The following is a 23,140-nucleotide window of genomic DNA, read 5'->3' on the forward strand; positions in this document are numbered from 1 at the left end:
GACACGGTGGTGACAACGTGGCGAGTGGAATGTTGTAGCACCCACTCGCGGAACGGCCCCGGGTCGGGCTCACCGGATGTGGCGAGCCCGACCCGGGGTCAGACCGTACGGATCAGAGCTCGACCGAGGTGATGTCGAGTTCACCGACGTTGTTCAGCTCGAGCTTCTTGATCTTCTCCGAGTGGCCGGACTGCTGACCGTAGAAGTAGATCGGGATGCTCGGGACGTCCTGGTCGACAACCTCGACGGCCTTCGCGAACGCCTCGTGCGAGGCCTCCAGGCTCGGCGCGGCGCTGGCCTCCTTGGCCAGGGCGTCGACCTGCGGGTTGCTGTACAGGCCGTCGTTCGAGGAGCCACCCTTGATGAAGAGCGGGTTGACCCAGTTCTCCACGTCCGGGTAGTCCTGCTGCCAGGCGGCACGGTACGGGCCGTTCATCTTGTGGGCGTTGATGTTCTGCCGGAAGACCGCGAAGGTCGGGATGCCCTCGGCGCGAGCCTCGATGCCGAGGTTGGTCTTGACCTGCTGCGCAACGGCGTCCATCCAGTCCTTGTGGCTGGAGTCGGCGTTGTAGTAGAACACCATCTCACCGGTGAAGCCGCCGGCCTCGGTCAGCAGCTGCTTGGCCGTGGTCGGGTCGAACTTGCAGGCGGTGCAGTTGCCCGGCTTGGCGCCCGGGGTCAGCGGGTTCGCCCAGCTGTCGGCCGGCTTGCGGGTACCGAAGAAGATCTTGTCGGAGATCTCCTGCCGGTTGATCGACAGCGACACCGCGCGACGCAGCTTCGGGTTCTGGAAGCGCTTGTCGTAGATCGGGAACGCGATGAACGCGGTCGACGGGGTGACCGTGTTCAGGCCCCGCTCACCGAGGTCGGCCTTCCACTTGTCGCCGGCGAGCGCCGAGGTGGGGACAACCTCCATGAAGTCGAGGTTGTTGGCCAGCAGGTCGGCGTAAGCGGCCGTCTCGTCCTGGTACAGCTTGACGTCGACGTCCTTGATCTTCATCTTGTCGCGCAGGTTGTAGTCGTCGAAGCGCGTCAGCTTGATGAGGACGTTGTCCTGCCACGAGACGAACTTCACCGGGCCGTTGCCGATCGGGTTCTTACCGAACTCCTCGGGCTTCATGGTGAAGAACTTGTCCGGCAGCGGCATGAAGGCGCTGTAGCCGAGCTTGGTCGGGAAGACCGCGGTCGGGGCGGCGAGGGTGACCTCGAAGGTCTGGTCGTCGATGACCTTCAGGCCGGAGAGCTCCTTGGCCGTCGGGGTCGGGGCCTTCTGCGGGCCGTCCGCGCCGTCCGGGTCCTCGGTGTAGGTCTTGTCGAAGCCCGCGATGTCCGAGAAGAAGGTGCCGTTCTGCGCGCCGTTCGGCGAGTACGCGGCCCAGTTCCAGGCGTCGACGAAGTTCTTCGCCTTGACCTCGGTACCGTCGTGGAACTTGGTACCCTTCTTGATCTTGATCGTGAAGACCTTGGAGTCCTTGGTGTCGATGGACTCGGCCAGCGCGTTGCGCGGGGCCCCACCGTCGTTCGGGTACTCGACCAGGCCGGTGAACAGCCAGTCGATGACCTTGCCACCGCCGGTCTCCGTGGTGTTCGACGGAACCAGCGGGTTCTCCGGCTGGACGCCGTGGATGACGATCGCGCCATCCTTGCTGGCGGCGGCGTCGCCGTCGCCGTCACCGCTCGAGCAACCGCTCGCGACAAGCGCGGCGGCCGCGCTGAGCGCGATCGCGCTCGTCGCCCGCTTCGAGACTCTCATTCCGAGGGGCCTCCTCTTTCTAACCTGGTCCGTCGTGGGTTTCACGCACGTTTGGGGGTGACACCGCCCGGCTACCTCGGGGCGGAGGTCGCCGGGACCACAGGGAAGTTTGGAGACACCCCTGATGTTCCGATCCGCCGGGCTCCCCACCCGACGGGGCACGACCCTACGCAGGCGTCGCAACCACGAACCCGCCGGAAAGCAGCGGAGATCATGGTCGTGGGCCGTACGGAGTGCCACACACCGAGGGTGAGGTGCTGCCACTGTGACACCCACCGGCCTCTTCCGTGAAGGTGCCGTTATCAAGCCGTTAGTTGCCCGCCACGTAGCCGATACTTGAAAAATGATCATAAAACGGTCACCGCGCAGCTCCCTGGCTCCAACGCCCCGACCTGCGGGGAGAGCCGTGCGGCGCTCAGATCCGGCCTTTGCGAGTCACTCCCGCACCCGGGGCCGTCGACCGGTGACCGCTCGCGCACTCAGTGTTCTTTACCCGTCCGGATGATGTCCTCGTCCGCTACACGGGCACCAGCGCCGACTGGGTGGACGAGTGCGCCGCGGACGGACTTCTGACCACCGCCTACCGCCGAGACGACATCGGCCCCGGCACCGCTCGCGCGGTTCCGGGGCCGATGGTGGGGCGAGATGGATCAGGCGGTGAAGCGGACCTTACGGCGACGCACCACCAGGACGGCCACCGCGCCCGCGGCGAGCAGCAGCAGACCCGCGGTTGCCGCCGCCGCGATCGGCGAACCGGTCAGCGGCAGGCCGCCACCGTTGCTCGCCGGCGAGGTGGACGGGGCCGGGCTAACCGGCTGCGCCGAGTCCGACGGCGTGGCCGACGGGGTGGTCGGCGACGGCGACGCGCTCGGGGTCGCCGACGGGGTGGCCGGCGGCGTCGTGGGTACGGCCGTGAAGGTCGCCGCCGCCCGGGCGGTGACGGTGGCGCCGGTGCTGCCGCCGAGGATCAGCTTCTGCGCCTTCTTGGCACCGGTGAACAGGAACACCCGGCCGAAGGAGACCGAGTCCTGCGCGGTCAGGGTCACGTTGACCGTGCCGGCGGCCTCGGCGGCCAGCCAGAACTGCCCGCCGTTGGTGGTCGTGGTGACCGGCTTGCCCTCGGCGTCGACGGCGGTGCCCCCGGTGGCCGCGACGGTGATGGTGCCCGCCGGGCCCTTCACCGTGAACGGACCGGCCTTGCCGCCGACCGTCGCGGTGGCGCTGGCCGGGTCGACGGACAGCTCGGCACGCGGCTCCGGCTGGTCGGTGGCGTTCTTGATGAGGTAGTCACGGACCTTCGTGATCACCTCGTACTGGTTGCGCGGCTCCAGGTCCTTCTCCCAGGCGCCCAGCTCGATTCCGTCGCTGAAGTGCCAGACGGCGGTCTGGGTGCCGAAGTAGAGCAGGTTGTCGAGCTGCTTCTTGCCGATCTTGGTGTCCACGCCGGCGGCGGCGAGGAGCTTGGTGGAGTCGGCGTTCGGGTAACCGTGGGTGAGCACCCACTGCACCTTGCCGAGGTTCTTCACCTGGGACTCGTCCCAGGTGCCCTCCTCGTACTTACCGTCGAGCTTCACGTTGGTGTGGTAGTCGATGCAGAACGCCGGCACCAGCTTGCCGTCGATCTTCAGGGCGAGCGCGGACGTGGTGCGCGTCTTGCCGTCGAGCTTGAGGGTGACCTCGCTGCCGTCGACCGCCTTGGCCACACCGGTGGCCGGAGCGGCTGCTGCGGCGCCTGCCACGCCGAACGCCAGGGCGCTGCCGGCGACAGCCGCCAGGGCTACCCGCGCCCAGCGTCGTCCTCGTTGTCCGAACATCAGAAGTGGTACCTCTCCCCCAGGGGTGACCCGCGATTCGCGGGCACGCGCGTGAGCCGCCGTTTCCACGGGATGCGATACCCACGCGCGGAATACGGGACCGGGGCAGTATGGAACCACGATTGATCTTTTGTCAGCCCCGCCCGGCGGCATCCGTGGCATGTGCCCGAATTGCCGGGGCGGAGGAATTAATCACACGAGCCGACGGTCCGCAGCCCAGCGGGACAGCTCGTACCGGTTGGACATCTGGAGCTTGCGCAGCACGTTCGACACGTGCGTCTCCACCGTCTTGATGGAGATGAACAACTCCTTGGCGATCTCCTTGTACGCGTACCCCCGAGCGAGCAGGCGCAGCACCTCCCGCTCACGGTTGGTGAGCTGGTCCAACTCCGGGTCGGCGACCGGCGCGTCCGGCCGCGCCGCGAACGCGTCCAGCACGAACCCGGCCAGCCGAGGGCTGAACACGGCGTCACCGTCGGCCACCCGGCGGATCGCGGCGGCCAACTCGTCCGGAGAGATGGTCTTGGTGACGTACCCGCGGGCGCCGGCCCGGATCAGCCCGATCACGTCCTCGGCCGCGTCGGAGACGCTCAGGGCCAGGAACTTGACCTGTGGGTGGCTGCGCCGCATCGCCTCCAGCACCGCGCGGCCACCGCCGTCCGGCATGTGCACGTCGAGCAGCACCACGTCGGGCACCGTGACGGCGATCCGGGCGACCGCCTCGGCCACCGTGCTCGCCTCGCCCACCACCTCGACGTGCGCGCCCAGCTCGGCGCGTACCCCGGCGCGGAACATCGCGTGGTCGTCCACCAGGAAGACCCGCAGTCGCTCCGGGCGGCTCTGCACCGGTTGCTCCGTCGGCTGCTCGGCCATGGTCATCTGTTCCTCTCCGCTGCGGACGAGTCCCGGGAGATCGGCAGGATCAACCGGACCTCGGTCCCCTCCCCCGGGCCGGACCGGATCTCGGCCCGTCCGCCGTGCCGCTTCATCCGTCCGATGATCGAACCGCGTACGCCGTGCCGGTGGTCCTCCACCGTATCCGGATCGAAGCCCTTGCCCCGGTCCCGGACGAAGACACTTACCTGTTCCGGTTCCACCTCGGCGTAGAGCGACACGGTCTGCACGCCCGCGTGCCGTGCCGCGTTCACCAGCGCCTCCCGGGCGGCGGCGACCAGCGCGCCGACCTTCTCGTCGGTCTCGCGGTCACCCACCACCACCGCCTCCACGGTGATCGCGAACGTGTCCTCGACCTCGGCGGCAGCCTGCTCCAGGGCGGCCGCGAAGCGTTCGTTCGGCGAGGCCGTGGGCTTGTAGAGCCAGTTGCGCAGCGAGCGCTCCTGCCCCCGCGCCAACCGCTGCACCGTCTTGACGTCGCCCGCGTTGCGCTGGATCAGCGCCAGGGTGTGCAGCACCTGGTCGTGCACCATCGCGGCCAGCTCCGCCCGCTCCTGCTCCCGGATGCGACCCTCACGCTCCGCGCGGAGCTGGTTGTACGTCCGCCAGAGCACCGGCGCGGCGACCACGCCGACCCCGGCCAACCCGACCAGCGCGAAGATCACCCCGTTGATCACCGCGTCGAAGTTCTGTGCCGGCGAGTAGACCGCCGCGACACCGATGATGCCGACCGCGACCAGCACCCCGCCGCCGATGAACCGGAGCACGAAGGCCCGCCGGTCGCTCTCCTCGACGACCGCCCCGAGCCACGGGACCGGCATCGTCTCGCCCCATCGCCGCCGCCGCTCGGGCGCCGACTGGTGCCAGATCACGCCCGCGCCGACCGCGATGATGGCCACCAGCCAGCCGGCGGTACCCGCCGCGCCGACCGAGTCGAAGACCATCACCTGGATCAACAGGACGCCGAGCCCGATCGCGACGAACGGCAGGAGCTGGGCCACATCCCGCCGGGGCGGCACGGCGGTGTCACCGGGCCGCAGCGGCACCACCGCCCAGAACGCCGCGTACAGCAGCAGGCCGAGCCCACTGAGCCCAAGCAGCACCATGAACGCGACACGCACGCGCAGCACCGAGATGCCGAGGTGGTCGGCGATACCGGCGGCGACGCCAGCGGCCATCCGATGCTCGGGGGCCCGGTACAGGCGCGGAGGCGGGGTCACGGTGCTGATCGCAGGCTCCCTGGTCACGGTGGTGGGTTGGGTGTGGGTCGGTGAGTCCGATCGTCACACGCTGCGGCGTCCCACGACCACGGGGACGCCCCCGACATTCCGGCCTCGGAGATCTCAGGGTGGCGTCAGGGTCGGGTCCTGAGGTCGTTCGGGCGAGGTGGGCAGCAGGATCGAGGCATGACCGAGGAAGCTGCCCCGCCGCCCCGCCCCGGGTCGGCACAGCCGGGCGGTTCAGTACCGCCCGCACCGCCCACGACACCTGCCGGCTGGGCCGAGCCGACCACGTTCGGCCCACCTGCCGCACCGCCGGCCGACGGCCGGTACGAGCCGCCGGGCACCGGCTACGCGCCGGGCGCCGGCTTCGCGGCCGGCACCGGCTACGGCCCCGGCGAGGGTACGACCGGCACGGGCTACGGGCCCGGCGGTGGCGCGGGTGCACCTGGCGGGCCCGGCACGGCCGGTCCGACCGGGGGGCCGCTGGGCGGCGCCGGCTTCACCTCGCGGTACGGGCTGGTGCGGCCCCGCGACGGTCGTTACCTCGCCGGGGTCTGCGCGGCGATCGGACGGGCCACCAACACCGACCCGGTGCTGTGGCGGGTACTCCTCGCGGTGCTCGGGTTCTTCGGCGGCATCGGCATCCTGGTGTACGTCGCCGCCTGGCTGATCATTCCCAACGAGGGCGACACGGCCTCTCCGGTGGAGTCCATGCTGGGGCGGGGCCGTTCCAGCATGTCCCCGGTAACCGTGATCATCCTGGGCATCCTGGTGGCCGCGAGCTTCGGCTACATCGTCACCGACGCCTTCCGCGCGGTCCTGCTCGGCGCGGCCATCCTGATCGGCGGCGCGCTGCTCCTCAACCGGGACAACCGTGGGCCGCAGCCCTCGGGTGGACCGGTGCCGCCCTCCCCGGGGGGCACGCCACCCGGGCCGGTCCCGCCGGTCGCCTGGCCCGCTCCCGCGCACGGCACGGTGCCGCCCGGCGGTCCACTGGCGACCGCGCCGCTGGCGGGCGACACCCTGTCGTACGCCGCCGCGCCGCAGAGCGCGTACCCGCCTGTCCAGGGCGGTCAGCCGCCCGTGACGGCGCAGCCGACCGTCGGCGCGCAGCCCGCCTCCCCGGCGGCGATGGCCGGGGCAGGTCCGGTCTCCGCGCAGCCGGCCACCGCGACGGCCGCGTCGCAGGGCACCGGCTGGCCGGCCCCCGATCCCGGTTGGCCGGGCAGCGACAGGCCCACCAGCGGCTGGCCGTCCGCGCCGGTGGCCGCCGTACCCGCCGCCGGCCCGTCCACCCATCCCGGGGCGACGACGCCGGGCGGATACCGCCCTCCGTTCGCTCCACACGGCCCGTACGCCGCGCCGGCTCCGGCCGCCTACCCCCCGCCCAAGCCACCGAAGCCACCCAAGCGGCCCCGGGAGCGTTCGCCACTCGGTCCGGTGACCTTCTCGCTGATCTTCCTGGCGCTCGGCGTGGTCGCCCTGCTCGACCTGTTGGACGTCTTCGACGTCGGCGCCTCCGCGTACTTCGCGGCCGCGTTGGCCACCATCGGGCTGGGACTGCTGGTCGGCACCTGGTTCGGCCGGGCACGCTGGTTGATCGCGCTGGGGCTGGTGACGGCCGCCGCGTTGGGCACGGCGACCGTCGCCGAGTCCTACGACCGGATCCGGGGCGTGGACGGCGCGGTCACCTGGGCGCCCACCGACTACCGCGACCTCGCCGACCGGTACGAGAACAGTTTCGGTGACGCCGTCCTCGACCTGCGCGGCATCGACTTCACGAAGCAGGACACCCAGGTGACCGTGGCGATCAACTTTGGTCAGGCGACCGTGGTCGTACCGCCCAACGTGGACGTCACCACGGTGGCCGACGTCAACGCCGGCGACGCCACCGTCTTCGGCAACCGATCCGGCGGGATCGACGGCCGGCTGCGGGAGTCCACCGACCTGGGCGCGGACGGCCCCGGCGGCGGGAAGCTGCGGCTGTACATCCACGTCAATGCCGGCAACCTGGAGGTGACCCGGTGAAGGCTCACCGTACGGACCTGCTCTCGTTCGCCTTCGGGCTGGTGTTCCTGGCGCTGTCGGCCTGGTGGCTGCTCGCTCAGCTGCTCGGGCTCGCGCTGCCGCCGGTCGGCTGGTTCCTGGCCGGCGCGCTGATCCTGATCGGAGTCTTCGGTCTGGTCGGCGCGCTGCGCTCCGGCCAGTCCGGCCGCCCGGAGCCGATCGAGACCACCGGGCCGGGTGCGACGGCCTCCGCTGCCACGGTCGCGCCCGAGCCCGTCGCAGCCGAGCAGGGCACGCCGCGGACCGCCTCGTTCGCGCCGCCGGTGTACGAGCCGCCCACGCCGACCATGTTCGAGTCCACGCCCGACCCTGCGCCCACGGCGGAGCTACGCACGCCGGAGCCGCCCACGGCCGAACTACGCACACCGGAGCCACCCACGGCCGAGCTGGGCACGGCGGACGCGTCGACGGCCGGCATGGTCCATCCCGCCTGGCTGGCGCATGCCCCGGCCGATCCGGAGACCTCGCCCGTCACGGCGCGGGCCGCCGAGTCGACCCGGGTCGACCACCCGGTCACCCCGGCCGGCGAGAACCGGGCGGCCGAGACTTCGGCCGAGAAGGCGGCCAGCGACGACCACGCCACCGGCGACGATCCGGCGGGCGCTGACGAGCGGGCGGGGCGGCGAGAGGATTCCTGACCCCGGCTGTCGCCCCGGGCCGGAGGGCTCGCCGGTGCGGCCGGGGCGGACAGGCGCATATGCTGGCCGGTGGAGATCTCGCCTCCGCCGGCCGGCCCGTCCCGCCATGGCGCCCCCGCCGCGATTCCCGTCTCTACCCCGTCAGGAGCCCGCCCGTCATGACGCAGTCCCCCGCCGTGCGTACCACCGGCCGGTCCGGTCCGGTCCGCATCGGCGAGCGAGCCGCCCGTACGCTCGTCTCCGAGCTGGCCCGGATGAACGACCCGAAGGTCGCCCTGCTGATCGGCGCGACCCCGGAGTCCGCCGTGCTGGCCGCGGCGATCGAGGCGTTGCTCCCCGGCGACCGGCTCACCGTGGTGCCCGCCGAGTCGTCCACCGCCGCCGCGCTCCGTGAGCACGTCACCGGCCAGGGCCGGTGGGTCGCCGACCGGGTACACGTGGTCGACGCGCTCGCCGACGCCGAGCCCGCGGCGGTGGTCGTCGCCGGTGAGGCCTTCGTCGGCACCGCCGAGGAGGCCCGTGCCGACATCCAGGGGTTGTCGAAGTACCTCATCGACGGCGCGGTACTGAGCGTCGCCACCACCGCGACGCCGGGCCGGACCACCGGCGCGGCCGGCGAGCTGGGCCGCCAGGATGCCCTGTACGGCGTCGGCAGCGACCTGGTGCTGCGTAACTCGCCGCCGGTACGGGTCCACCGACTGCGGTTCACGCCGGCCAGTCCGGCGGCGGCCGACAGGTTGGCCCCGGCGTACCGGCCGTCCAGCGTGCCGCTGACCAGGGGCATGCACATCGACTCCAACGGGGTGGCAGCGGCGGGCATCACGCTGGGTCTGGCGGCGCTGGCCCGGGTGGCGCGTCCGTCGTCCAAGCTGTGGCTGCTGCCAGCGCTGGCGGCCGGCCCGGTCGCCGCGTTCTTCCGGGATCCGCAGCGGGACGTGCCGGAGGACCCGAACGCCGTGGTCGCCAGCGCGGACGGCAAGGTCCTGTCGGTGCAGCGGCTGTACGACGAGCGGTTCGGTGACGGCGAGTGGCTGCGCGTCGCGGTCTTCCTGTCCGTGCTGGACGTGCACGTCAACCGTGCCCCGGTCGCTGGCAAGGTGGCGGACTACTTCGTCGCCGACGGTGGTTTCGTCAACGCGATGAAGCCGGACGCCGAGCACAACGTCGCCGCGTACACGGTGCTGGACACCAGCCGGGGCACGGTGGTGGTCGCGCAGCGGACCGGTCTGATCGCCCGCCGCATCGTGCAGCGCGCGCCGATCGGCGCGCTGCTGGCCAAGGGCGAGCGGTTCGGGCTCATCCGGTTCGGCTCGCGGACCGACGTCTACCTGCCGGCCGACGCCGCGGACCCGCTGGTGGGACCGGGCGACAAGGTGGTCGGCGGCGCCACGGTCATCGCCCGCTGGCGCTGAGACGAAGAACGGGGCGCCGCTGTTAGCGGCGCCCCGTTCTCGTACGACGGATCAGGCGGTACGACGCTGGCGCAGCCAGAGCACCGGCCCGCTGACCAGGTAGCCGACCACGATCAGGGCGAACGTGAGCCGGATGTCGACGAGCGCGCCGAGCACCGGGGCGAACAAGAGCCACGGCGGCAGCTTCACCAGGCGCGCGAGCTTGGCGTACGGGAAGCTGGACACCATCGCGAAGGCGAGCAGCGCCACGCCGGCCACGAGCACGGGGCCGGGCACCGGCAGACCGATCGCCACGGTCACGGCGAGCACGGCGGCGGCCATCGTGGTGGGGACACCGCAGAAGAAGCGGCCGTCCTTCGGTGAGACGTTGAAGCGGGCCAGCCGGATCGCCGCGCACGCCGCGACCAGCGCACAGGCGACCGCAGCCGCGGCCGTCGACACGGAGCCGGCGAGCGAGGCGTAGACCACCACGGGCGCGGCGAGGCCGAACGAGCACATGTCGGCGAGCGAGTCCATCTGAGCGCCGAACGGGCTGGCGACGCCGAGCCGACGCGCCAACGCACCGTCCAGGCCGTCGAAGATGACGCAGGCGATCAGGCAGAGGGCCGCGATGCGCACCTCACCCTGCATGGCCAGGAAGATCGCCAGCATGCCGAGCATCAGGCTGGACAGGGTGCAGGCGTTGACCACGGCGAACTTCATCCGGCGGGCCATCGTGCGCTCGCCGGGGAGCAGGGGGATCGACCCGGCGGTGGCCTCGTCGGTGTGCTGCGCCATCGGCAGCGCCGGGCTGACCGGCATGACCGCTTCGATGCCTGCGCGGCTGACGCCGGCGGGCCGGCTGAGCCGGTCCAGGCCGTAGCGACGGCGCTGGCGGTCGGCGTACCGGTGCTCGGGGAGTGTCAGGTCGGTGGTCCGCAGGTCACCGTCACGGCGGCCCACCCGGACCAGCAACACCTGGCGGGCGAACGTGCTGCTGCGGCGCAACTGGCCCGCCCAGCGACGCCCTGCGGGGCGCGGACTGTCAGTCGTACGACGCCGGCGCCAAAGGGCTCTCGGCACGTTTCCTCCATCACCGGATCGGCTTGCCGCCCTCGGGGGGCGGGTGTCCGGCTGTCTCGTGCCGGACCTTACGTGGCCCGGCAGCCGTTTTGGCGGAGTACACCATCGCACAGGGGAACGGGGCTTGGCGATAGCTGCCGGCGGTACTTATCTGGTACAAACCGCGCGATCCGCTTGTTATTCCCCATCCCGGGCTTCATCGCCCGTTTCCTCCACCATTCCCGCCTCTGACTCTACCGGAGGGTAGCCAACTCGGCTCGCTGAGCCGAGTGCTATGCGGCCAGGTGTCCGATTGCCGAGGCAGCGATACCCGTCAGCGGCAGCTCAGCGGCCTCCGCGACGGTGAACCAGCCCGCCCGCGCGGTCGAGCCGCCGGCGGACTCGGTCACCACGGCGTCGGTGGGCGCGTCCACCAGCACCCGATAGACCACCCGCACGCCGTGCCAGTCCAACGGACGGCCCTCCGGGCCGAGCGCGGCCGGGTTGTGCAGGTTGTCCACGCCGAGCAGCTCCACCACGCGGCCCACCTGACCGCCCTCCTCCACCAGTTCCCGGAGCAGCCCGGTGGTCGGCTGCTCGCCGTGATCGGTGCCGCCGCCGGGCAGGTGCCACTTGCCGGCCCCGGGGTAGCCGTCGGCGATCTGGGTCAGCAGGATCCGCCCGGCCGGGTCGGTGACCAGCCCGTACGCCCCGAAGCGCAGCCGGCGATCCGGATGCGGCGTCGCGGGCGGTTCGGTGGACGGGTACGCGTCGACCGGAAGCGGAACGGCGGGCAGGCCGAGCAGTTCGGCGCTGAACGGCGTCAACGGCAGCTCGGCCACGGCCTGGAGGTCGACCCAACGGGTCTCCACGTCACCGACGGTGACCTCCGGCACACCATCCAGTAAGGCGATGTCGAACAGCAAGCGGTCGGTGTGCACCGACGTACCGCCACCCGCGCCGGCGTTCACGTCCGCGACGACGGACCGCAACCGACCCACCGACGCGGTCGAACCGGTCTGCTCGGTGAACGCGCGCACCACGGCCCGCTCCGGGTGCTCAGCGTGCACGACGAGCCCTCCCGGCAGCGACCAGGCCCGCGCCCCACGATCCCGAACGACCAGGAACCGCCCCAGATCCCCCAACAGACCATAGGAACCAACCCGCCGCACCAGTTCCACCCGCCCCAAGCCCACGCCCCTGCCCACTCCCCAGCCCCCGTCCTCCACAGCACCCGGTGATCATGAAGTTATCGCCGTCCATCTCGGCGTGTCCTGACAATAACTTCATGATCACCGGGAGGCGGGTGGGTGGGGCCGAGGGAAGGGGGCGGGGGTCAGGTTAGTTGGGCTGCTTGGACTGCTTCGGCTGTCACCTCGGTGAGGCGGTCGGTTCCGAGGGCGCCCAGCTCCTCGCGGGCGAACCAACGGGCCTCGCAGGTGGAGCCGCCGACGTCGCCGATGATCAGCGGGTTGGGCTGGTCGACCACCACGCGGTAGAAGGCGCGTACGCCGTGCCAGTCGATGGGGTAACCCTCCGGACCGAGCGAGGCGGCGTCGCGGTGGCTCGCCACTCCGAGCAGCTCGACGAGGCGGCCGGCCTGGCCGGTCTCCTCGACCAGTTCCCGGATGAGCGCCGCGCCGGGCTGCTCGCCGTAGTCGGTGCCGCCGCCGGGCAGGTGCCAGCAACCGGCACCCGGGTAGCCGTCGGAGATGCGGGTGAGCAGCACCCGCCCGGCCGGGTCGGTGCACACCGCGTACGCGGCGAAGCGCTGCGCGCGGTGCAGCCCGTCCGGGCCGGGGACCGCGTAGAAGGAGGGGAACTCGGGGGCCTCGTCGGGCACCACGTCGGCCGAGGAGGCGGGGAGGCCGAGAGTCCGGGCGGTGAAGGAGCGCAGCGGCAACTGACGCGCCTCGTCCAGCGTGTACCACCGGGCCAGGTCGGTGGGGCGCTCGCCGGCCCGGTCGGCCAGCGTGCCGCCACGCACCGCCACCCGGTAGATCAGGCGATCGGTGTGGATCGTGATGCCGCGCTCGGGCAGCGCCCGCATGTCGGCGAGCACGTCGGCCAGGCCCGAGACGGCGACCGAGAGGCCGGTCTCGGCGGCGGTCTCGCGGACGACGGTGTGATGGGGGTCCTCGCCGTGGTCGACCGCCCCTCCGGGCAGCGACCAGGTGCCGGGGGTGCCGGAGCGCTCCGATGCGCGGACCAGCAACACTCGGCCGTCTGAATCAGCACAAACTGCGTATGCCGCGATCCTGCGAAGCGGCTCCAGCATGGTGGTCACGGGTCCAAATTCTCCCCGGGCCGCGTTACCGGAACGGAAAAGAGTCGGATTCCTGACTCCTGGCTTCCCGCTCAGGGATCGATCAGGGTAGGGATCCGGGCGGTCACCGAGGGCAGGCCGCGCGTCGGCGCGGACCGTGGAGGCATGACACCTACCGCCGCTCCCCAGGCCCCGTACAAGCAGCTCCGGCGACCCACCACCGACCGCATGGTCGCGGGGGTCGCCAGTGGCCTCGGCCGCTACTTCGACGTCGACCCCACCCTGGTCCGCGTGGCCTTCGCGGTCACCGGCCTGCTCACCGGCGGGGTCGCGCTGCTCGCGTACCCGATCATGTGGTTCCTGATGCCCGAGGAGCCCACCGGCGCGCCCGCCTGGCCGCACCCGGCGGGCGTCGCGCCGACCGCCGGGTCCGCGCCCGGCGGTCCGCAGCCGGGGTACGCCCCGACGCCGCCCTACCCGCCGACGACCCCGCCGGCCGCGTGAGGCCCGCTCACTCCCACTCGATGGTGCCCGGCGGCTTGCTGGTCACGTCGAGCACCACGCGGTTCACATCGGCGACCTCGTTGGTGATCCGGGTGGAGATCCGGGCGACGACCTCGTAGGGCAGCCGGGACCAGTCGGCGGTCATCGCGTCCTCGCTGGAGACCGGGCGCAGCACCACGGGATGCCCGTAGCTGCGCCCGTCACCCTGCACCCCGACACTGCGCACGTCGGCGAGCAGCACCACGGGGAACTGCCAGACGCCCCGGTCCAGGCCGGCGGCCGTCAGCTCCTCACGGGCGATCAGGTCGGCCTGACGCAGCAGGTCGAGGCGCTCCCGGTCGACGGCGCCGATGATCCGGATCGCCAGACCGGGGCCGGGGAACGGGTGCCGCCAGACCATCGCCTCGGGCAGGCCGAGCTGGAGGCCGAGCGCCCGGACCTCGTCCTTGAAGAGCGTGCGCAGCGGCTCGACGAGCGCGAACTTCAGGTCCTCCGGCAGGCCGCCGACGTTGTGGTGACTCTTGATGTTGGCGGTGCCGGTGCCGCCGCCGGACTCGACCACGTCCGGGTAGAGGGTGCCCTGCACGAGGAACTCCACGTCACCGTGCGAGGCGATCTCCCGGGCGGCGGCCTCGAAGACCCGGATGAACTCCCGGCCGATGATCTTGCGCTTCTGCTCGGGGTCGGTCACCCCGGCCAGCGCGCCGAGGAACCGGTCCGCCGCGTCGACCACCTTGAGCTTGATGCCGGTGGCGGCGACGTAGTCCTTCTCGACCTGCTCGGCCTCACCGGCGCGCAGCAGACCGTGGTCGACGAAGACGCACGTGAGCTGGTCGCCGACCGCCCGGTGCACCAGCGCGGCGGCGACCGCCGAGTCCACCCCGCCGGAGAGGCCGCAGATGACCTCCTTGTCGCCGACCTGCGCCCGGATGCGGGCGACCTGCTCGTCGATGATGTTCTCGGGCGTCCAGGTCGGCTCGATGCCGGCGATGTCGTACAGGAAGCGGGTCAGCATCTCCTGGCCGTGCGCCGTGTGCCCGACCTCCGGGTGGAACTGCACGCCCGCCCGACGGCCGACGGTGTCCTCGAAGGCCGCGACCGGGGCGCCCGCCGACTCGGCCGTCACCGTGAAGCCCTCGGGAGCCTCGGTGACGCAGTCGCCGTGGCTCATCCAGACCGGCAGGTCAGCCGGCAGGTCACGCAGCAGCACGCCCGGCTCGGTGAGGCGCGGACGCAGCGGGGTGCCGCCGTACTCCCGGTTACCCGTGTGCGCGACGGTGCCGCCGAGCGCCTGGGCCATCGCCTGGAAGCCGTAGCAGATGCCGAAGACCGGCACGTCGGCCGTGAACAGGCCGGCGTCGACCTGCGGGGCGTCCGGCGCGTACACGCTGGCTGGGCCGCCGGAGAGGATGATCGCGGCCGGGTTCTTCGCCAGCATCTCGGCGACCGGCATGGAGTGCGGCACGATCTCGGAGTAGACCTTCGCCTCGCGGACCCGGCGCGCGATGAGCTGGGCGTACTGGGCTCCGAAGTCCACCACGAGGACGGGGCGAGGCAGGCTCATGTGCACAAAGCCTACCGACAGTCACCCCCGGCCCGACCCGCGCCCCACGCACTCGGCGCGGCGGCCGCACCGTTGGCGGTATGCCCCGTGATGTCCGGTGGGGTGGCGACGGTGTTCCGCGTCCCGATACGGTCCGCGACGATCCCCATTCGGATCGGACGGAGGCGTGCCGATGACCGAGCTGACCATCCGAGCGTTCCGCCCCGAGGACGGCGACGCGCTGGCGGCCCTGGTCGTCCGCTGCCTGCGGGAGGTGAACAGTCGCGACTACCCGGCCGAGCTGATCGACCGGATGTGCGACCACTTCACCGCCGACCGGTTCCGCGAACTCAGCGCCGAGCGGCGGATCTACGTCGCCGAGCAGGACGGACGGCCGGTCGGCACGGTGTCCCGCGACGGCAACAAGGTCTACACCATGTTCGTCGACCCGGACGCGCACAGCCGCGGCATCGGCCGTCGGTTGATGCGGCACATTGAGGAGCTGGCCCGGGCCGAGGGGCACACGTTCATGGAGACCGGCGCCAGCCTCACCGGGCACGGCTTCTACCAGCGGATCGGCTACACCGACGTCCGCGTCAGCGACACGGTGTTCGGCGTCAACCACATCCTCCGCCGACCCCTGTCAGGGTCGTAGGGCGGCCGGGGCGTCCGCGGGCACCGCCGGCGTGTGCGGGGGTACGGGTGGCAGCCGTCGGTACGGATCTCCGAGCGGGGGCCGGGGGTCCTCGTCGCCCCTGTTCGGCCAGAAGGACATCGCCCGTTCCGCCTGCGCGGTGATCGTCAGCGACGGGTTGACCCCGAGGTTGGCGGAGACGGCCGCGCCGTCGACCACGTGCAGCCCCGGATGGCCGTACACCCGGTGCCAGGGGTCGACCACCCCGTCGGCCGGGGTGGCGCCGATCACCGCCCCGCCCAGGATGTGCGCGGTGACCGGAATGTCGAACGGCTCGGTGAGCGAGCCGCCGGGCGTACCGCCGATCTCCTCGGCGAGCAGTCGGGTGGCGGTGTTGCCGGCCGGGATCCACGTCGGGCTCGCTTTGCCGTGCCCCGGCCCCGCGACCAGGCGGCGACCCAACGGGCCGCGCCGCCAACGGGTGGTCAACGAGTTGTCCACCGACTGCATCACCAGGGCGATCACCGTCCGCTCCGACCAGCCGCGCACGGTCAGCATCCGCGCGGCCAGGCGCGGCTGCCGGACGATGCTGCCCAGCCAGCGCCGGACCCGGTGCGGCCCGCCGTCGACCAGCAGCGACTGGAGCAGGCCCATGGCGTTCGAGCCGCGGCCGTAGCGGACCGGCTCGATGTGGGTCTGCGGATCGGGGTGGAACGAACTGGTGATCGCCACCCCCTCGGTGAAGTCGGTCCGCTCCTGCCGGGCCCGTCGCCGGGGGATCGACGCGCCGAGGATCGCCTCGGAGTTGGTGCGGGTCAACGCGCCCAGCCGGTCCGACAGGCGCGGCAACGCCCCGGTGGCCTTCATCTCGTGCAGCAGCCGCTGCGTGCCGAGCGCCCCGGCCGCGAAGACCACCTGGTCGGCGTGGATGACCTGCCGCCGTCGGCGCAACCACGCCCCGGTGCGCTCGGTGTGCACCTCGTACCCGCCGCCCGCGGCCGGCCGGACGGCCGTGACCGTGGTCAGCGGGTGCACGGTGGCGCCCAGCCGCTCGGCGAGCCAGAGGTAGTTCTTGGCCAGCGTGTTCTTGGCGCCGTGCCGGCAGCCGGTCATGCACGAGCCGCAGTGCAGGCAACCGGTGCGCTCCGGGCCGACGCCGCCGAAGTAGGGGTCGGCGACGCGTTCACCCGGACGGCCGATGTGCACGCCGACCGGGGTGGCGTGGAAGGTGTGGCCCACCCCCATCCGGTCGGCCACCGCCCGCATGGCACGGTCCGCGCCCGTGTGCACGGGGTACGTGGTGACGCCGAGCATCCGCTTCGCCTGGTCGTAGTGGCGGGCCAGCTCGGCACGCCAGTCCGTGACGTCGCGCCACTGTGGATCGCGGTAGAAGGCGTCGAGCGGCTCGTAGAGGGTGTTCGCGTAGACCAGCGACCCGCCACCCACCCCCGCTCCGGAGAGCACCAGCACGCCGCCGCCGGACCGGCCGGTGGCCGAGCGGAGCAGGGTGAGCCGCTGGATGCCGTAGCAGCCCAGCTTCGGTGCCCAGAGGAATCGGCGCAGGCGCCACGACGTCTGCGGGAACTCGTCGTCGGCGAAGCGGCGGCCGGCCTCGACGACACCGACCGAATAGCCCTTCTCGGCCAGCCGCAGGGCGGTGACGCCGCCGCCGAAGCCGGACCCGATGACGACCACGTCGTACCGCATGCACGCATCATTACTTGCGAGTAGCGCTCGCGCCAGCGCCCGTTTTCGCGCGATCATGCACCGGCCGACCGACCCGTCGCCTCCCGGCCGCAACCCGGAGCACCCGTCGGAGCGTTGTTCCGGATACGGGTGGAAGGAAGCACACGATGATCCTGGGGTCGATGGAGCCGCGCCGACGCTGGCTGCTGCTCGGGCTGGCGGCGCTCGCCGTCGTCGCGTTGGTCGTCGGCGGAGCGACGGTGATCACGCGGCTGAGCGGCGACGACAAGCCCGCCGGCACCCCGCTGGCCGGCTCGCCGAGCCCGTCGCCGGCCGCCCCACCCACCCCGAGCCCGACCGGCCCGCCGCCGGGCGCGAACATCAGCGGCCCGTTGACGCTGCTGCTGGTCGGCGTGGACACCCGGGTCAGCGTGCCGGGCTGGGAGCCGCACTCCGACGCCGTCCTGGTGCTGCACGTGCCGAAGGGCCTCAACCGGGCGTACCTCTTCTCGCTCCCCCGCGACCTGCTGGTGGACATCCCGGCGTTCCCCAAGGCCGGCTACAAGGGCGGCAAGACCAAGCTCACCCACTCGATGAGCTTCGGCAGCCGGGTGCCGGGCAAGCCCAAGCAGCCGAGCACGGCCCAGGGGTACGAACTGCTGCGCAGCACGGTGAGCGGCTACACCGGGCTGCGGATCGACGCGGGCGCCGTGCTCACCTTCGGCGGGTTCGACAAGCTGGTGAACGCCCTCGGCGGGGTGGACATCTATGTCGACCAGCGGGTCGCGTCCCTGCACCGCAAGCCGGACGGCAAGTACCGGGACAGCGCCCCCGGCGGCTACACCGGCCCGCAGAAGGTCTACGAGAAGGGCGAACAGCACCTCAACGGCTGGCAGGCACTGGACTACGCCCGGCAGCGCTACATCACCGGCGGCGACTACGCCCGCCAACGTCACCAGCAGCAACTCGTCAAAGCCCTGACCCGCAAGATCCTCGACGAGGGCCTGGCCCGGCAGCCCGAGCGGGTCGACCAGGTGGTCGCCGCCCTGGGCGACACCCTGGTGTACGTGGGCGGCGACCGGATCGTCGACCTGGCGTACGCCCTCAGCGGGGTGCCGGAGAACCAGTTCACCCTGGTCGGGCTTCCCGGCTCCGGCATCGGCAAGGGCAGCGCCTACCGGGGCGAACAGCTCACCGGTGAGGGGCGGACGTTCATCACCGAACTCCGGGCCGGTCGCGCCGACGCGTACCTGAAGGCCCACCCCAAACTGGTGGTCAAGAACTGACCGCCCGGCCCCCTGAACCCCCGCGATCTTGCACTTTCGGTTGCCGATTGGGCCGCACTCGCCCCTTTTGCCGGCGCAGAAAGTGCAAGATCGCGGGGAGTGGGGGTCAGAGCTTCTTGGGCTGGGCGGGCTTCTTGGCGCCGTACAACCACGCGTCGAAGAGCGCGTCGAGCTGCTTGCCGGAGATCCGCTCGGCGAGGGCCACGAACTCGGCGGTGGTGGCGACACCGTTGCGCTTCTCCGCCGCCCAGGTCTTGACGATCTCGAAGAACGCCTTGTCGCCGACGGCCACCCGCAGCGCGTGCAGGGTCATCCCGCCACGCTGGTAGACCGACTCGCTGAACAGGTCCTTCACACCCGGCTTGCCGGGCGGGGTCTTCCACACCGTGGCGGGCACCCGCTGGTACCGGATGTCGAAGGCCTGCTTGGCGGTGTACTCCTTGGTGTGCTCCGCCCAGAGCCACTCCGCGTACGTCGCGAAGCCCTCGTTGAGCCAGATGTCCTCCCACTTGGCCAGCGCCACGCTGTCGCCGAACCACTGGTGGGCCAGCTCGTGGGCGACCACCTCGGTGTTCTCGCCCCGCCGGAAGAAGCCGGCCGAGTAGACCGGGCGGCTCTGCGTCTCCAGCGCGTACGCGATCCGGCTGTCCGAGACGACCACACCGCCGTACGCGTCGAACGGGTACGGCCCGAAGACGGTCTCCAGGTAGTCGGCCACCTTGACGGTCTTCGCGATGGACGCGTCGGAGGCGCCCTTGGCCACCTTGGTGGTGACCGCGCTGTAGACCGGCTTCCCCTTGTGCTGACCCGTGGTGATCCGGAACTTGCCGATCACCACGTTGCTCAGGTAGCTGGCCATCGGCGACTTCTCCGACCACTTCCAGGTGGTCCAACCGTCCGTGGTGGTGCTACCGCCCGGCACGCCGTTGCTGACCGCGGTGAGACCCTGCGGGACGGTGATCTCGAAGTCGTACGCCGCCTTGTCCGACGGGTGGTCGTTGACCGGGAACCAGGTGCTCGCCGACTCGGGCTGACCCAGGGCGATGGCGCCGTCGGCGGTGTGCAGGAACCCGCCCTCGCCGAGCACCTCGTTCTTCAGCGGCTTCGGCACACCCTCGTACGCGACCTCCACCACGAACCCGTTGCCCGTGATGAGGCCGGCCGCCGGCGTGATGACCAGCTCGTTCTTGTTCCGGGTGTGGGTGGCCGGCGCGGCGTCCACAGTGACCGTCTTGACGGTCAGGCCCGCCAGGTCGAGGTTGAAGGTCGACAGGTCCGCGGTCGCCGTGGCCTGCACGGTGGTCGTACCCGTCAACTGGTCCTTCGCCGGGTCGTAGCGCACCTTGACGGTGTACTTCCCGACGTCGTACCCGCCGTTGCCGTAGCTGGGGAAGTACGCATCGCCGACTCCGGCCGCACCGGCGGTGAAGTTCCGCGACGGCGTCGGGGACGCGCTGGGCGACGGCGGTGCCGCCTCCGGAGTGGACGAGTCGCACCCGGACAACACGAGCGCCCCGGTCACCAGCAGACCGACGCCCGCCCGCAGCCTGTGCCGCGTACCCCGCATCACGAACCTCCCCGTACGTCCGGTGCGGGAGGGCCTCGCCACCCCGCGCGACCGGCGCTCCCGCCCGATCGCAGGCGGCAGCCTATCGACAGATGATCACGGGGCCGTCACGGCAGGGTCGGTGCGGCGCCGCCCACCAGCCAGGCGTCGAAGAGCGGCCGGAGCGGCCGGTCGGCCACCCGCTCGGCCAGCGCCACGAAGTCCGAGGTGGTGGCGGTGCCGGACGCCCGCTCCGACGTCCACGTGCGCAGGATGCGGAAGAAGGTGTCGTCACCGACCGTCCGGCGTAGCGCGTGCACGGCGAGCGCGCCACGCTTGTAGACGGCGGTGCCGAACATCCGCTCCCGGCCCGGCTCGACCGACGGCTCCGACCAGTCGGTCGACGCGTACTGCAGCTCGAAGTTGCGCTGCGCGGTCCGGCCGCCGTCGTGCTCCTCCCACAGCCACTCGGCGTAACTGGCGAAGCCCTCGTTGAGCCAGATGTCGCTCCACCTGCGCAGGGACACGCTGTCGCCGAACCACTGGTGGGCCAGCTCGTGCGCCACCACCCCGGGGTTCGGGTGGTCGCCGGTGAAGAAGGCAGGCCCGTAGACCGGCCGGGACTGCGTCTCCAACGCGTACCCGATCCGCTCGTCGGCGACCACGATCCCGCCGTACGAGTCGAAGGGGTACGGACCGAAGCGGCTGGCCAGGAAGTCGACGATCTCCCCGGTGCGGGCCACCGAGCCGGCCGCGCCACCGTTCGCCGGCAGGCTCGCCGCGACGGCGGTGACCATCGGCCTCCCGGCGTGGGTGCCGGAGACCACCCGGTAGTTCCCGATCACGAGGGTGCTCAGGTAGCTGGCCATCGGCGTACGCTCCGACCAGCGCCAGGTCGTCCACCCGTCGGCGCTGCTCCGGGGGCCGGGCACCCCGTTGCTCAACGCGGACAGTCCGTCCGGGACGGTCACCGCGATGTCGTAGCTGGCCTTGTCCGACGGGTGGTCGTTGACCGGGAACCAGGTGGCCGCCGATTCGGGCTGGCCGAGAGCGATGGCCCCGTCGGCGGTGTGCAGGAAACCGCCGCTGCCCAGCACGCCGTCGTCGACGGGGGTGGGCACGCCCGCGTAGTCGACGGTCACCGTGAACGACCGACCGCGCGTCAGCCCGTCGCGCGGGGTCACGACCAGCTCGCCGTCGTCGCGTCGGTGCTGGGCGCGCTTGCCGGCGACCGTGACCCCGTCGACGTTCAGGCCGACCAGGTCCAGGTTGAACCGGGACAGCTCCTGGGTGGCGGTCGCCGTGATGGTGGCCCGACCGGTGAGCCGGTCCGTCCTCGGGTCGTAGCGGACGTCCAGCCCGTAGTGCGTGACGTCGTAACCGCCGTTGCCCCGGCCCGGGACGTACGGGTCGCCGGCGTCCGCCGCACCGGGCCGGAAGCCGTCGTCGTCGCCCGTGCAGCCGGCCGTGGTCAGCGCGAAGGCACAGCTCAGAGCCGTGAGAGTGGCGGCCAGCCGACGGCGCGGCGGCGTCAGTCCGCTCCGGACCATGCACCACTCCTTCCGCGCCACCCGGGGTCAGGACCGAGCGTAGCCACCGACACGCCGGCGGAGGCCCGAATCGACGGCGAGGGCGTCGACGGTGACGGCGAAGGGCCGGCCCCGCACGGTGGCGGAGCCGGCCCTTCGACGACGTGAGCGATCAGCGGTCGAGGACCAGGCCGACCTTCTGGAACTCCTTGAGGTCGCGGTAGCCGCACTTGGCCATGGCCCGACGCAGCCCACCGAACAGATTGAGCTGGCCGTCCGCCTCGTCCGCCGGCCCGAAGAGCAGCTGCTCCATCGAGCCGAGCGGCTCACCGGACACCTCGAAGGCGCCCCGGGGCAGCGACGGGTGGCTCGCCGCCGAGTGCCACCAGGCGCCACCGGCGGGGGCCTCGTCGCAGAGCGACAGCGGCTCACCGAGCATCACCGCGTCCGCGCCGCAGCCGAGCGCCTTGGCGATGTCACCGGAGGTCTGGAGGTCACCATCGGCGATCAGGTGCACGTACCGGCCACCGGTCTCGTCCAGGTAGTCACGGCGGGCCGCCGCGGCATCCGCGATGGCGGTGGCCATCGGCACCCGGATGCCCAGCACCGACTCGGTCGTCGACCACTCGTCGCCGCCGATACCCACGATCACGCCGGCCGCGCCGGTCCGCATCAGGTGCAGCGCCGTCTTGTAGTCGGTGCAGCCGCCGACGATCACCGGCAGGTCGAGGTCGGCGATGAACTCCTTGAGGTTCAGCGGCTCGTCGGTCGTCGACACGTGCTCGGCCGAGACGATGGTGCCCTGGATGACCAGGATGTCCACCCCGGCGTCCAGGATCACCGGCGCCAGCGCGAGGGTGTGCTGCGGGGAGACCCGCACCGCCACCGTGCCGCCGCCGGCGCGCAGCTCGCGCACCCGCTCGGCGATCAGGTCGGGACGGATCGGCTCCGCGTAGACCTCCTGGAGGCGCTTGGTGGCACGGGCGTCCTCGTCGAGGCCGGCCAGCTCGTCCAGCACCTTCGTCGGGTTCTCGTAGCGGGTCCACAGACCCTCGACGTTGAGCACACCGAGACCGCCGAGCTGACCCAACCGGACCGCCGACGACGGACTCATCGTGGCGTCCGAGGGGTGCCCGACGCAGGGGATGCCGAACGGGTACGCGTCGAGCTGCCACGCGGTCGAGACGTCGTCGACGTCCCGGGTCCGGCGGCTCGGCACGATGGCGATGTCGTCCAGGTGGTAGCCGCGCTGCGCGGTCTTGCCCAGCCCGATCTCGACCACGTCACGCATGGGGACTCCAGAT

At 71.8% G+C, this 23,140-nt stretch carries 17 protein-coding genes and 1 pseudogene; 6 read left to right on the top strand and 12 right to left on the bottom strand.

Annotation, left to right across the window (positions count from 1 at the left end; translation table 11 throughout):
- Nucleotides 1-112: 112 nt before the first annotated feature.
- From ABZ272_RS15855 to ABZ272_RS15870, 4 genes are all read right to left on the bottom strand, one after another.
- Nucleotides 113-1,753 carry an ABC transporter substrate-binding protein gene (locus tag ABZ272_RS15855; RefSeq protein WP_355050674.1) on the bottom strand — a complete coding sequence of 547 codons (1,641 nt, stop codon included), beginning with the start codon at nt 1,751-1,753 and terminating at the stop codon, nt 113-115.
- A gap of 650 nt (nt 1,754-2,403) precedes the next feature.
- Nucleotides 2,404-3,567, bottom strand: coding sequence for a Cys-Gln thioester bond-forming surface protein (locus tag ABZ272_RS15860; RefSeq protein WP_355050675.1), 1,164 nt, complete (start codon nt 3,565-3,567; stop codon nt 2,404-2,406).
- 192 nt (nt 3,568-3,759) lie between these two features.
- Complete coding sequence (locus ABZ272_RS15865) at nt 3,760-4,440, bottom strand: response regulator transcription factor (RefSeq protein WP_355050784.1); 681 nt, start codon at nt 4,438-4,440, stop codon at nt 3,760-3,762.
- Nucleotides 4,441-4,442: 2 nt separating this feature from the next.
- A complete protein-coding gene (locus ABZ272_RS15870; protein ID WP_355050676.1) occupies nt 4,443-5,708 on the bottom strand; it encodes a PspC domain-containing protein in 1,266 nt (421 codons plus the stop codon).
- A 159-nt stretch (nt 5,709-5,867) separates the two neighbouring features.
- On the opposite strand from ABZ272_RS15870, the gene ABZ272_RS15875 reads away from it, so the two are divergent.
- The 3 genes and pseudogenes from ABZ272_RS15875 to ABZ272_RS15885 all read left to right on the top strand — a co-directional run bounded on the left by ABZ272_RS15875 (nt 5,868) and on the right by ABZ272_RS15885 (nt 9,801).
- Nucleotides 5,868-7,712: a PspC domain-containing protein gene (locus ABZ272_RS15875; protein WP_355050677.1), complete on the top strand. Its 1,845-nt coding sequence runs from the start codon at nt 5,868-5,870 to the stop codon at nt 7,710-7,712.
- Nucleotides 7,709-7,903, top strand: a pseudogene (locus tag ABZ272_RS15880) (hypothetical protein); the annotation flags it as partial. The gene ABZ272_RS15875 and the pseudogene ABZ272_RS15880, both read left to right, overlap by 4 nt.
- 644 nt (nt 7,904-8,547) lie before the next feature.
- Nucleotides 8,548-9,801, top strand: a complete 1,254-nt coding sequence (locus ABZ272_RS15885) for a phosphatidylserine decarboxylase (protein WP_355050678.1) — start codon at nt 8,548-8,550, stop codon at nt 9,799-9,801.
- 51 nt (nt 9,802-9,852) lie between these two features.
- Here the strand turns inward: ABZ272_RS15885 and ABZ272_RS15890 are convergent, their stop codons facing one another.
- The 3 genes from ABZ272_RS15890 to ABZ272_RS15900 all read right to left on the bottom strand — a co-directional run bounded on the left by ABZ272_RS15890 (nt 9,853) and on the right by ABZ272_RS15900 (nt 13,129).
- Nucleotides 9,853-10,788 carry a CDP-alcohol phosphatidyltransferase family protein gene (locus ABZ272_RS15890; protein WP_355050785.1) on the bottom strand — a complete coding sequence of 312 codons (936 nt, stop codon included), beginning with the start codon at nt 10,786-10,788 and terminating at the stop codon, nt 9,853-9,855.
- Between the two features lie 347 nt (nt 10,789-11,135).
- Entirely contained in the window at nt 11,136-12,023 is an 888-nt protein-coding gene (locus ABZ272_RS15895) for an NUDIX domain-containing protein (protein WP_355050679.1), read from the bottom strand.
- Between the two features lie 155 nt (nt 12,024-12,178).
- Complete coding sequence (locus ABZ272_RS15900) at nt 12,179-13,129, bottom strand: NUDIX hydrolase (RefSeq protein ID WP_355050680.1); 951 nt, start codon at nt 13,127-13,129, stop codon at nt 12,179-12,181.
- 144 nt (nt 13,130-13,273) lie between these two features.
- Between ABZ272_RS15900 and ABZ272_RS15905 the strand changes: the two genes are divergently transcribed.
- Entirely contained in the window at nt 13,274-13,612 is a 339-nt protein-coding gene (locus ABZ272_RS15905) for a PspC domain-containing protein (protein ID WP_355050681.1), read from the top strand.
- A 7-nt stretch (nt 13,613-13,619) separates the two neighbouring features.
- On the opposite strand, the gene guaA is transcribed toward ABZ272_RS15905, so the two are convergent.
- A complete protein-coding gene (guaA, locus tag ABZ272_RS15910; RefSeq protein WP_355050682.1) occupies nt 13,620-15,176 on the bottom strand; it encodes a glutamine-hydrolyzing GMP synthase in 1,557 nt (518 codons plus the stop codon).
- A gap of 172 nt (nt 15,177-15,348) precedes the next feature.
- Between guaA and ABZ272_RS15915 the strand changes: the two genes are divergently transcribed.
- The gene (locus ABZ272_RS15915; protein WP_355050683.1) at nt 15,349-15,810 is read left to right on the top strand and encodes a GNAT family N-acetyltransferase; all 462 of its coding nucleotides are present in this window, start codon (nt 15,349-15,351) and stop codon (nt 15,808-15,810) included.
- Here the strand turns inward: ABZ272_RS15915 and ABZ272_RS15920 are convergent.
- A complete protein-coding gene (locus ABZ272_RS15920) occupies nt 15,799-17,496 on the bottom strand; it encodes a GMC family oxidoreductase (protein WP_355050684.1) in 1,698 nt (565 codons plus the stop codon). The genes ABZ272_RS15915 and ABZ272_RS15920 overlap by 12 nt on opposite strands.
- Nucleotides 17,497-17,642: 146 nt before the next feature.
- Here ABZ272_RS15920 and ABZ272_RS15925 point away from each other — a divergent pair, with 146 nt between their 5' ends.
- A complete protein-coding gene (locus ABZ272_RS15925; protein WP_355050685.1) occupies nt 17,643-18,761 on the top strand; it encodes an LCP family protein in 1,119 nt (372 codons plus the stop codon).
- Between the two features lie 106 nt (nt 18,762-18,867).
- Here ABZ272_RS15925 and ABZ272_RS15930 read toward each other — a convergent pair whose 3' ends face one another.
- The 3 genes from ABZ272_RS15930 to ABZ272_RS15940 form a co-directional block, all read right to left on the bottom strand.
- The gene (locus ABZ272_RS15930) at nt 18,868-20,328 is read right to left on the bottom strand and encodes a M1 family metallopeptidase (RefSeq protein WP_355050686.1); all 1,461 of its coding nucleotides are present in this window, start codon (nt 20,326-20,328) and stop codon (nt 18,868-18,870) included.
- Between the two features lie 107 nt (nt 20,329-20,435).
- Nucleotides 20,436-21,857 carry a M1 family metallopeptidase gene (locus ABZ272_RS15935; protein ID WP_355050687.1) on the bottom strand — a complete coding sequence of 474 codons (1,422 nt, stop codon included), beginning with the start codon at nt 21,855-21,857 and terminating at the stop codon, nt 20,436-20,438.
- A gap of 151 nt (nt 21,858-22,008) precedes the next feature.
- Nucleotides 22,009-23,127, bottom strand: a complete 1,119-nt coding sequence (locus ABZ272_RS15940) for a GuaB3 family IMP dehydrogenase-related protein (RefSeq protein ID WP_355050688.1) — start codon at nt 23,125-23,127, stop codon at nt 22,009-22,011.
- Between the last annotated feature and the right edge of the window lie 13 nt (nt 23,128-23,140).

The sequence above is a fragment of the Micromonospora sp. NPDC005979 genome (assembly GCF_040614415.1).
In the GTDB taxonomy this organism is placed as follows: domain Bacteria; phylum Actinomycetota; class Actinomycetes; order Mycobacteriales; family Micromonosporaceae; genus Micromonospora.

Excerpts from the sequence above, each read along its gene's own strand:
- ABZ272_RS15855 (WP_355050674.1), bottom strand. The coding sequence starts at position 1,753 with ATGAGAGTCTCGAAGCGGGCGACGAGCGCGATCGCGCTCAGCGCGGCC.
- ABZ272_RS15860 (WP_355050675.1), bottom strand. The coding sequence starts at position 3,567 with ATGTTCGGACAACGAGGACGACGCTGGGCGCGGGTAGCCCTGGCGGCT.
- ABZ272_RS15865 (WP_355050784.1), bottom strand. The coding sequence starts at position 4,440 with ATGGCCGAGCAGCCGACGGAGCAACCGGTGCAGAGCCGCCCGGAGCGA.
- ABZ272_RS15875 (WP_355050677.1), top strand. The coding sequence starts at position 5,868 with ATGACCGAGGAAGCTGCCCCGCCGCCCCGCCCCGGGTCGGCACAGCCG.
- ABZ272_RS15885 (WP_355050678.1), top strand. The coding sequence starts at position 8,548 with ATGACGCAGTCCCCCGCCGTGCGTACCACCGGCCGGTCCGGTCCGGTC.
- ABZ272_RS15905 (WP_355050681.1), top strand. The coding sequence starts at position 13,274 with ATGACACCTACCGCCGCTCCCCAGGCCCCGTACAAGCAGCTCCGGCGA.
- guaA (WP_355050682.1), bottom strand. The coding sequence starts at position 15,176 with ATGAGCCTGCCTCGCCCCGTCCTCGTGGTGGACTTCGGAGCCCAGTAC.
- ABZ272_RS15915 (WP_355050683.1), top strand. The coding sequence starts at position 15,349 with ATGACCGAGCTGACCATCCGAGCGTTCCGCCCCGAGGACGGCGACGCG.
- ABZ272_RS15920 (WP_355050684.1), bottom strand. The coding sequence starts at position 17,496 with ATGCGGTACGACGTGGTCGTCATCGGGTCCGGCTTCGGCGGCGGCGTC.
- ABZ272_RS15925 (WP_355050685.1), top strand. The coding sequence starts at position 17,643 with ATGATCCTGGGGTCGATGGAGCCGCGCCGACGCTGGCTGCTGCTCGGG.
- ABZ272_RS15930 (WP_355050686.1), bottom strand. The coding sequence starts at position 20,328 with ATGCGGGGTACGCGGCACAGGCTGCGGGCGGGCGTCGGTCTGCTGGTG.
- ABZ272_RS15935 (WP_355050687.1), bottom strand. The coding sequence starts at position 21,857 with ATGGTCCGGAGCGGACTGACGCCGCCGCGCCGTCGGCTGGCCGCCACT.
- ABZ272_RS15940 (WP_355050688.1), bottom strand. The coding sequence starts at position 23,127 with ATGCGTGACGTGGTCGAGATCGGGCTGGGCAAGACCGCGCAGCGCGGC.